Source organism: Methanobrevibacter sp., assembly GCF_015062985.1.
GTDB lineage: Archaea > Methanobacteriota > Methanobacteria > Methanobacteriales > Methanobacteriaceae > Methanocatella.
This window is the reverse complement of sequence record NZ_SUTI01000016.1, coordinates 1-9,694: the sequence shown is the minus strand read 5'-3', so window position 1 is coordinate 9,694 and position 9,694 is coordinate 1. Positions and strand designations below refer to the sequence as shown.

At 35.8% G+C, this 9,694-nt stretch carries 8 protein-coding genes; all 8 read right to left on the bottom strand.

Going from position 1 to position 9,694, the window contains the following annotated elements; all coding sequences use genetic code 11:
• Positions 1 to 64 precede the first annotated feature (64 nt).
• Positions 65 to 322: a YhbY family RNA-binding protein gene (locus E7Z77_RS07565; protein ID WP_292752317.1), complete on the bottom strand. Its 258-nt coding sequence runs from the start codon at positions 320 to 322 to the stop codon at positions 65 to 67.
• Positions 291 to 656 carry a ribonuclease P protein component 4 gene (locus tag E7Z77_RS07560; protein ID WP_292752314.1) on the bottom strand — a complete coding sequence of 122 codons (366 nt, stop codon included), beginning with the start codon at positions 654 to 656 and terminating at the stop codon, positions 291 to 293. The genes E7Z77_RS07565 and E7Z77_RS07560 overlap by 32 nt, the downstream gene beginning before the upstream one ends.
• A 196-nt stretch (positions 657 to 852) precedes the next feature.
• Positions 853 to 1,389, bottom strand: coding sequence for an adenylate kinase family protein (locus E7Z77_RS07555; protein WP_292752312.1), 537 nt, complete (start codon positions 1,387 to 1,389; stop codon positions 853 to 855).
• A gap of 17 nt (positions 1,390 to 1,406) precedes the next feature.
• Positions 1,407 to 2,501 carry a GTP-binding protein gene (locus E7Z77_RS07550; protein ID WP_292752309.1) on the bottom strand — a complete coding sequence of 365 codons (1,095 nt, stop codon included), beginning with the start codon at positions 2,499 to 2,501 and terminating at the stop codon, positions 1,407 to 1,409.
• Positions 2,502 to 2,553: 52 nt separating this feature from the next.
• Positions 2,554 to 5,259: an STT3 domain-containing protein gene (locus E7Z77_RS07545; protein ID WP_292752306.1), complete on the bottom strand. Its 2,706-nt coding sequence runs from the start codon at positions 5,257 to 5,259 to the stop codon at positions 2,554 to 2,556.
• A 306-nt stretch (positions 5,260 to 5,565) separates the two neighbouring features.
• On the bottom strand, positions 5,566 to 7,722 hold the full coding sequence (topA, locus tag E7Z77_RS07540) for a DNA topoisomerase I (RefSeq protein ID WP_292752303.1): 2,157 nt from the start codon (positions 7,720 to 7,722) through the stop codon (positions 5,566 to 5,568).
• 116 nt (positions 7,723 to 7,838) lie between these two features.
• Positions 7,839 to 7,985 carry a hypothetical protein gene (locus tag E7Z77_RS07535; protein WP_292752300.1) on the bottom strand — a complete coding sequence of 49 codons (147 nt, stop codon included), beginning with the start codon at positions 7,983 to 7,985 and terminating at the stop codon, positions 7,839 to 7,841.
• A 38-nt stretch (positions 7,986 to 8,023) separates the two neighbouring features.
• Positions 8,024 to 9,694, bottom strand: a 1,671-nt coding sequence (serB, locus tag E7Z77_RS07530; RefSeq protein ID WP_292752297.1) for a phosphoserine phosphatase SerB, incomplete at its 5' end; no start/stop codon positions are given.

The window sequence follows — 9,694 nt, the reverse complement described above, 5'->3', positions numbered from 1 at the left end:
AGCTTAATCCACTGTAAATTTAAGACCTAAAAAAATAGGGCCTGTAACTCTAAATTTATAATGTTTAAGGCTTTTTTTTATAAATAACAGCAACGTGTCCTCTAACATCTATAAGCTTAGCTTTGGTTTGAGTGACTATATCGTCGATGTATTTATCTTTATCTCTAGCGATATTTTTTGCAAATTTAAGTTTGACAATCTCGTTGGCTTTGAGCTGGCGTTTAATCTCTTCAATAACATTTTCATTTACGCCTGCTTTACCGATGTTGATTGTCATAGCGGAAAGAGCTCTATTCATCATTTCTTTTTTTGATTGACTCATATTTAGCTCTCCTTTTTTCTTTTTTCTCCTTATGATAAGGAATTTTCATAACATGGCCACATTCACCACAAAAAATGTTAACCTCTGAGTTAACTAGCCGGACGGTGCAATTATGACCAGGGTAAAGGAACTTCCCACATTTCCTACAATATCTTCGTCTCCATTTTTCAGGAACCTTCGTATTGTATTTAGTGGACAATTTCAATGCAAGCTCTGCATAGCGATGAGATCGTTCCGGATGGGTGATGAATTCCATCTCAGCACGTTCGAAAAGAATATTCATCCTTTCAATAGCTATTTCAATCATCCATTTTGGTCGTTTTCCTCTACTCAAAATATCCTCCTTTATGTAGGATATAATATTCATGATTGGATTAAAATGATTTGCGCAAATTAAAACAAAAACCATAGTTAAGAAATTTAACCTTAGGTTAATATGAATATTAAGAATAACTATGTTCATCACTATTTATAAATGTTGTGGAATTTCAGAAAATTTTTGTGAAAAATAATTTTTAAAAAAAATAATGCTAAATCAGCCAATCCATAAAGTTGACTTCCCCAACGGGAAACACCCTTTTATCCGAAATAACATCATTAATCAGACAGACTATCTCATCGATTGACAGGTCGCTTGCATCGATTTCTGAAATCCTATCCCCATACTCATCAAAAGCTTCAGCGCTGCAGACTCCCAATGCCTCAGCCTCAAGGTTTTCACGAATTTTGGATTCCGAATAACCTCTTGCTTCAAGCCTTTCACGCAAAATATCGGGATGAACCCTTAAAACGATTACCTTATCTGCACCGGAACATAAATGGGACAGATGTCCTTCAAAAACAAGCAGTTCATCACTCTCACTAATAATTTGAGAAACTTTATCGTCCAGGGCATCTATATCAATGACTTTATAGCCCTTGTCCTCATCAATGCCTAAAACAAAATCATTTTCAATAGCCAAATCATTGATTTTAATTAGTTTACAGTTGAGATTATTGGATAAAACTTCACTGACGGTTGTCTTTCCTGTGCACGGAGTGCCTGTTATAAAAATAGTTTGACTCATAAAAATCAAAAAAAGAATTATTTTTTCAAAATAATTCTTAAAACATCTTCATCTTCAAGAACATGGTCCGGACCTACCTTTTGACCTGGGAATTTAACTGATGTTCCCCAAACCTTTGCATGCCTGAAGTTTTTGACAAATTCCCTATGGAGTTTTCCGCATGCGTCTATTACAGTAGAACCCTTTTTGATAACCAATGGGTCTTCCATATCCGCTTTTCTTCCTTGTGGCTTTAAATAAACCCTTACCAAATCCAAGTTGTCAAATATTGTATCTTTCAGCTCTTCAATATTTGTTTTCTTATCTGCGGAAATCGGAATGAACTCCGGAATGTATTTTTTAAGCTCTTCAAGGTATGCTTCATCAACAAGATCCACCTTATTTAACAAAATCAACATCGGAACATAAGACTTGTTCCTGTCAAGCACATCGATGAACTGGTCCATTGTTACGTCATCACGGAAAAGAACATCTGCATTATGCATACCATACTCATTAATTATTGATCTGATTGTTTTTTCATCCAAATGAGTAAGAGGACATGTTGAAGAAACTTTAACACCACCAAGTTTTTTTCTATTGACTGTGACGTCAGGCGGTTTTTCATTAGGTCTGATACCAATACTTCTCAATTCGTTTATAATAACATCCAAATGCTGCGGATTCAATGTGTCCAACACAACCAAAATCAAATCGGCAGTTCTAGCTACAGACAAGATTTCCTTACCTCTTCCTTTACCGCTGCTTGCTCCTGTAATAATACCTGGAATGTCAAAAATTTGAATTTTAGCATTTTTGTGTTCCATTACACCAGGAACAATATCCAATGTTGTAAACTGATATGCTCCCACCTTACTTTCAGCATTGGTAATTTCATTTAAGAGAGTAGATTTTCCAACGGAAGGAAATCCTACAAGCACTACAGTAGCATCCCCGGATTTCTTAATATGAAATCCTTGACCTTTAGACCCGCCGCTGCTTCTTTGTAAAGATTCTTCCTTTAATTTGGATAATTTGGCTTTAAGCTTACCAATGTGGTGTGAAGTCGCTTTATTATATGGTGTCTTCTGAATTTCTTCCTCAATATCTTTAATTTTCTCTTCTATCCCCATTAAATCACCATATTACAAAAATAAAAAAAAAGAAGATTAGGAAAATCCTAATCTAAGTACTAGTTGTATTAGAACTGCTGCCATCAAAGTTCACTTTGAACAGCATTACACCAGGTTCACTATGGACCGGCTCGAATACGTTTTGGCCTGAACCGCCTAAAAGGTATAATCTGGTAAACATTGAATTAACCAATTCATTGCTCAATAAGATTGGTGAATACATGTTTCCATCTCCAATCAGGAACATAGTGAAGTTAGCATCTTTAACATCACCCACAGATTCGTTTTTCATAAGATATCCATCTTCAATGACCATAATGTTTGAAATATTGTATGGGTTGTATGGAGTATCATTTACCATAATCTGTTTACCGGTATCTGAGTATACAGCTTCAGTGTATGCTGTAGTTGTATTATTTCCGCTGCCTCTTTGTATGACGGCATTAACAGTCATTCCCTGACCGTTGACTAATGACAATTTACCTGATCCGCCAGGTTTAACTTCAACCTGTTGGGTTGGAACATTATATGTGTAACCTTGAGAACTTTGGTTAGTGAAGTTCCAAGCTCCGAAGTAAGTCCACCAACCTGCTTTTTGAAGCATATCTGAAGATGCAACAAATATTACCGGACGTGGATTTGAAGGGTGAGTGTAGTTAACTATCTCTTTTGCCTGACCGGATGTCAAGTGATACTTGTCCACTAATGTTTTCTGAGCATCAGAAGCTGATTTAGGCAAGATATCTATAAGTATATCTGTTGATTTACCTGTATCGTTTGTAATGTTTACTAAACTATTCACTGCTCTTTCTCCTGATGTATCGAGCATTCTGAAAATACCAGCAGACAGCTGCAGATTATCCGTTGTCATTGCCTTACCTAACCAGAATGCACGGTCACCGGATTGGGAACCCCCATCGAATGTTACTTGTCTATCGGCAGCAATCTCAAAGAGGTAACCGAAGTCCCACCAGGATGTAATGACTGTATTATTCGGTTGGGTTTCATTAATCCATTGCATTGCATCCCACATTGGATCACTAGTACCTGGAACAACTGTTTCGGATGTTAAATAAGCTCCACAAATACTTGGACTTATCAAGGCAAGTACAATAGCTATTACCGCAACATATTTTTTAATTGGAACTTTGTTGCCTGATTCTGCTTTGGACTTGAGAGCGTAAGTGGTTATTGCACCGGCCGCAACAATGATTGCAAATGCGGCAATACCCCAAACCAAATTCAATAAAGCCAATGGAACAGCCATTAAAAATGCTGCAAAACAGATTATTACAAGCAACCATCTGTCATCATCCAATTTGTTTTTAATATAATCGATAGCAAAACCGACAAAGATTCCTGCCATAAGACCAAATGGCAATGCCAGTGTGGTAATGAACCTTGAACCTCTGGTTACTGCTAGCGCGGTAGCAATTACCCATACGATGAATAATGCTCCGTATAATATGACTAAACGTTTATCTGAGAAAATCTCATCTGAAGAACCGAAATTAAGACCGCCTATGTTAAAGTCAATCCTGTAACTGTCATCGAGTTTTTTAGATGAAGACACTCTTTTTGATTTGTGTGGTTTTACATTAGAATTCGCTGATGATTTTGGTTTAGCACTTCTGAACTTGAATGCATTGGAAACAAAAGTGTATAATACTGTTAAACCTGCGAATAAAACTGCAATACCACCTATACCGTTAACTGCACCGTTAGTGTTTGCTAAAAACATTGCAGTCATACCGCCACCACCAATCATTGATGGAATTTGCATCTCTGCAACAGAAACGAGAACGTTCGGGAATCCACCAATTACTCTGGAAGCGGATTGCAATGAAAGCAAGGATAATAAACTACCGAAAATACCGGTTACACCATCTAAACCTCTGAATATAGCAAGACCTACGAATCCTACGATACCCAAAATAATAATGGATTTAAACGGATTTTGGTGAATAAACCATTGCAATTTGCTTGGATAGTCTCCAGGGTCATCATCTCCAATATTAAAGTAATAACATGCAAGTAAGTAGACAATAGAGAATATTCCCATAAGACCGACATAAAATATGTAACCAGTCCATGATAAGGAGAATAATCCCACTGCAACTATTGATAGAATTGCAAATAAAACCTTAAAAATAATATTCTTTGCACGTATACTCTCTACAAAGAATAATATGAACAGTAATGCCCATATGTAATAGAACATATCTGTATCGAAAAATCCTGGGAAAGTGTGCGCAAAGTAGTTCGGAGCAAGCACTATAATTATTGTAGCAACAATTGCCCCATAATCGTTAGTTAATCTTCTTGCGAAAATAAATGCTGGAATTACTGCAAGGGTTGATATGATGGCACCTGTCCAGAATGCCACTTCCTTAAGAGAGTAATTGCCAAAATATTTATTCGCAAAATCATGTAAGAATGATGTGACGTGAACAATGGCCAGCTCATAGTTAACCTCCACTCCATCAGGGGCTACCCTATGCATATCCCATTCACTGCCGTTTATCTTCTCGTCACCAACAAAACCATGATCCACATAATCTTCTGTCAACCTAAAGTTATAATATGAATCCATTTCACTGAAATAAGGAAGACCAGAAGAATCAGTATAATATCCTTTAGCCTCATCATTAAGTATATTTAAATCTGCTGCAGGCATTTTAAGAGCAAAAACAACTGCCAACAAGATTAAAATAATAATTACTGACTTGGTTATTGTCAACATTGTTTCTCTATTCATATAAATCCTCATTTAATTTATTGAATAATATTGTTTAACTCAAATTCAAACAATAATAAAATCTTAATAAATAAAAATATTGTAAATTGAAATTTTGATAAAATATTTTTATTAGATTATAGATTTATTTTTTAACATTATTAAGTATTTTGCATAACATGAAGCAAACAAAATTAAATTAATTGAAAAAAAAGTGATTTAAAATAAACAAAATTAAGAATTATTACTAAACATAATCATACGAAAAAAATCGTAATACTGTTCTTTTGAAAAAAAATAAAATATATTTTAAAAAAAAGAAAAGGATTACTTGAGTTTAGCTTCAAGCTCATCAACAGAACAGGTGAACCTGCATTTTGGAAATCCTTTGCATCCAATGAATTCACCATAACGGCCGGAGCGTTTAAGAAGCGGTTTACCACATTCAGGACAAACTCCCACCTCTTCAGGCTCATACGGTTTAGTCTTATCCTTGCCGCAATTGGAATCCAGGCATGCGCGCTGACGAGGTTTTCCAAAGGAAATGATTGGCAACCCACATTTTTCACAAGTCTTCTTCAAGAAATTTGTGCCTTTAGGGATTGAATAGCTGGCTGTACAATCAGGATAATTGGAACATCCGACAAAATAGCTTTTAGTTTTCGGAGAATATCTTTTAACGAGATTTCCACCGCAAACCTTACATGTTCCCACAATGTTACTTTCCTGATAGGATTCATACAATTTTGAGCCAATCTCCTTATAGTTGCTCTCAATGTCTGACAAAATGACATTGACTTCCTTTTCACCGTCCTTTATGATCTCTTGACGGGTTGCAGTATTGTTTCCAATACCTTCAAGTCTGTTTTCAAAATCACGGGTAAGCTCTTCGGAAGTCAAATCCTTGCAGTATGTGCCTAAAGTATCAATCATGTTCTCTCCCAGCTGATTAACTTCAATTTGCTGGGTACCGTTTATGTACTTACGGTCATATAACTTATCAATGATATCAGCACGGGTAGCTTTAGTTCCAAGTTCTCTTTTTTCAAGTTCTTTTATAAGAGAAGCCTGATTATATCTTGCAGGAGGTTTGGTTTCCTTTTCATCTGAAATCAAATCCAAAACTTTGATTTGGTCTCCTTCCTTGATGTCCGGAAACTCTTCATCATCGATTTTTCTGTACGGATAATGCTCCATCCATCCCTTATGGGTGACTCTTCTGCGCCTGAAACGGAACTTTTCACCCTCAATGTCCAAAGTTGTGCTCATGGTCTCGAATTTTGCTGCTTCGAAAAATACAGAAATAAATCGATAGACAATGAGTTGATAAATCTTTTTATCGTCCCTGGATAATCCTTGAGGCAAAATTCCGGTCGGGTGAATAGCAGGGTGTGCCGCATCCTCTTTCTTACCGTTGTTCGGTTTTAGTTTAGATGGAAGTTGGGAAATATGCTTTGCGAATTCTCCATCATGACTTAATTGGCTGAATATTGATTTGAAATCAAGACTTTCAGGCAATTTTTGAGAGGAAGTACGAGGATAAGAAGTATATCCGGAAGTATAAAGGTTTTGAGCAATAGTCTGAGTCTTTTTAGGGGAAAATCCGAAAACATTATACGCTTCAGACTGAAGGCCCCCCAAGTTAAACGGAACCGGGGGCTTGGTTGAGGAGTTTGACAATGAAATCTTGTCAACAGTCGCATCTTTTCCCTGACATTTTGCCATTATCTCTTCGGCCCTTTCCTTATCAAAAATCTTGCCGTCCACATGGTCAACTTCAATTTTGCCTTCAATAATGGCCTTAATCAACCAGTATGGTTCTGGAACGAAATTTTTGATTTCCTTTTCCCTGTCAACAAGAATTGACAATGTAGGTGTTTGAACACGGCCTGCAGATAATTTTAGGAATCTGTATTTGGCTCTGCTGACGGATTTCATCAAAGCCTTTGAAATGTTGACACCAAAATAGTAATCAAGGACATGCCTTGCAATACCCTTGTCCACCTGGTTCATATCCAACTCAATTCTATTGTCATATGCTTCGAGAAGATCCTTTTTTGTCAATGTTGAAAACTTCATACGGGAAATTTTAGTTAGGTTATCCTGATTGCAGGCATACTTGATTGCATTATAACCTATTAAAGTTCCTTCAGTATCATAATCGCATGCATGAACATAGGAATCTGCATTTTTTCCAAGTTTCTTGATGGCTCTAACATAATCTTTGGTAAAACCGCCGCCCCTTTTATTTACTTCATAAGCCGGAGCCCAATGAAGGTCAAAATAAACCTTATCCTTTGGATTGTCCGGAGTTAATGAATATAAATGTCCTACAGCGGACACCACTGTAATATCCTTTGAATCTTTCTTAAGTTCCCAGTATTTTACTTTTTTGTTATAGACTTTCTTTTTTGCACTTGGAGAAAGTGCTTTAGCTATTTTTTCAGCAGATGTTGGCTTTTCGCATACGATTACTTCATGCATGTTATTCTTCCCTCACACTTACAAAATGATATGAATAAAATTTAAAAGAATATCTAGTATAAAAATATTTCTATAAAAAAAAAGATTTTTGAAAATTTGAAAAAATGAATTGAAAATTAGAGATCCTCATTGTAAAAACGATAAAAGTCCGCACAATAATCACAAATCGGATATTTGCCATTACGGTAATAACCAAGGTCCGCTTTGTTCATATCAAACTTTTTACCGCAGATAAAACAAGTTTCAATTTTTTCTTCGGACATGCTAAAACCTAAAAAAAATAAAAAAAGATAGGTTAAAATTAACCTATATTATATTTTTGCAAGAGTAAAATCTCTTCAGTAGATACTTTTCCACCTTGTTTGAATTTAGCAAAGATTTCTTCAGCTCTTTCTTTTTCTTCACGGTTTTTGTTGGAACCGCCAGAAGGTTTGTTATCGTTTTTCCTCTTTTTAGGTTTGTTGGAACCTAATTTTTTGTTGATAACATGAATATCGCTTAAGATAGCTTTGAACTCTTCATGTTTAGCGGAAGCGTTTTTACGTGCTTCGATGAATTTTTTGTGTGCTTCATCAGCCGCAGTTCTGATGTCATCAGTTTTTCTGAAGTAATTAAGCATCTCTTCGTGAGCTGTTTGAGCTTGTTCGGAAAGAGTGATAACTTTTTCGTGCTCTTCTTCAGATAATTTTTTGAGTTCTTGAGCTTCGTTTTTAACGGATTCATCTTCATGAATTTCCATTAATTGTTTTCTGAGATCGTTTGCATTTTTAACAAGCTGATTTTCTTTTTTAATGTCTAAAACGCGAGTTTCAATGATTTTATCAATCTTTTTGATTTCATTTTCTATTTTGATTTTGTCACGTTTACCTGAAGACCATTCTAAACTTTTAATTTTATTGTTTGCCTCATTACGAGCTTTTTTAGCTTCTTCAACTTGTTTGTTGATTTCATTACGCTCGTTTCTGTATTCAATAGCTTTGTTTAAGTTTTCTTTTAAAGATGCGTTTAATTCATCTCTAATTTTACGTTGTTCTTTAGCTATTTTATTGTATTCTTCTCTTTCATCAGCAACTCTGGAGATTTCAGCTTCTTTTTCATCTTTTTGTTTTCTTACACCTTCCATAGTGTCAGCGAGAACAAAATTGGATTCAGGAAGACCTTTATCAGCTTTTTTAGGTTTTGCTTTTTCAGCTTCAGCTTCTTCTTTAGCCGGTTCTTCAGCTACTTCTTCAGCCTCTGCTTCTTCAGCAGGTTCTTCTTCAGCTTCTTCGACAGTTTCAGCTTCAGCCTCTTCGGCTACTTCTTCAGCTTCAGCTTCTTCAGCTACTTCTTCTTCTACAGTTTCAGTTTCAGCATCATCAGTGGTTAATTGATTAAGGATTTCACATAAGACTTTGCACAAGTCTTTTTCTTCTACTACTACATCAGCAATTTCTTTTACGGAATCTTTTGCATTGAATGCAATTCCGCAACCTGCTGATTCAATCATGGAAATGTCGTTAGCGCCATCTCCAACAGCAACTACTTCATCTAAAGTAATTCCTGCTTGTTCGACGTGGTCTTTTAATACATCTAATTTAGAACCGGATACTAAAGGACCAGTCACTTCACCAGTTAATTTACCATCTTCGACTGTGAAACTGTTAGTATAAACTGTGTCAACTCCAAGTTTATCTTTAATTTTATCAGCCACTACATCAAAACTACCACTAATGATAGCTACATCTACATCTTTATCTTTTAGACATTTGACGGTTTTGCAAGCTCCAGGCATTAATGGAAGATCATCAGCAACTTTTTCGATATCTTCGATAGAAGTACCTTCAAGAAGTTGTACTCTGTCTTTAATAGAAGTTTCAAAGTCTATTTCCCCTTGCATAGCTTTCTCAGTAATTGCAGCTATGTCCTCTTCAACATTTGCTAATTTTCCTATCTCATCTATTGCTTCACCATCAATAATAACGTTATCTAA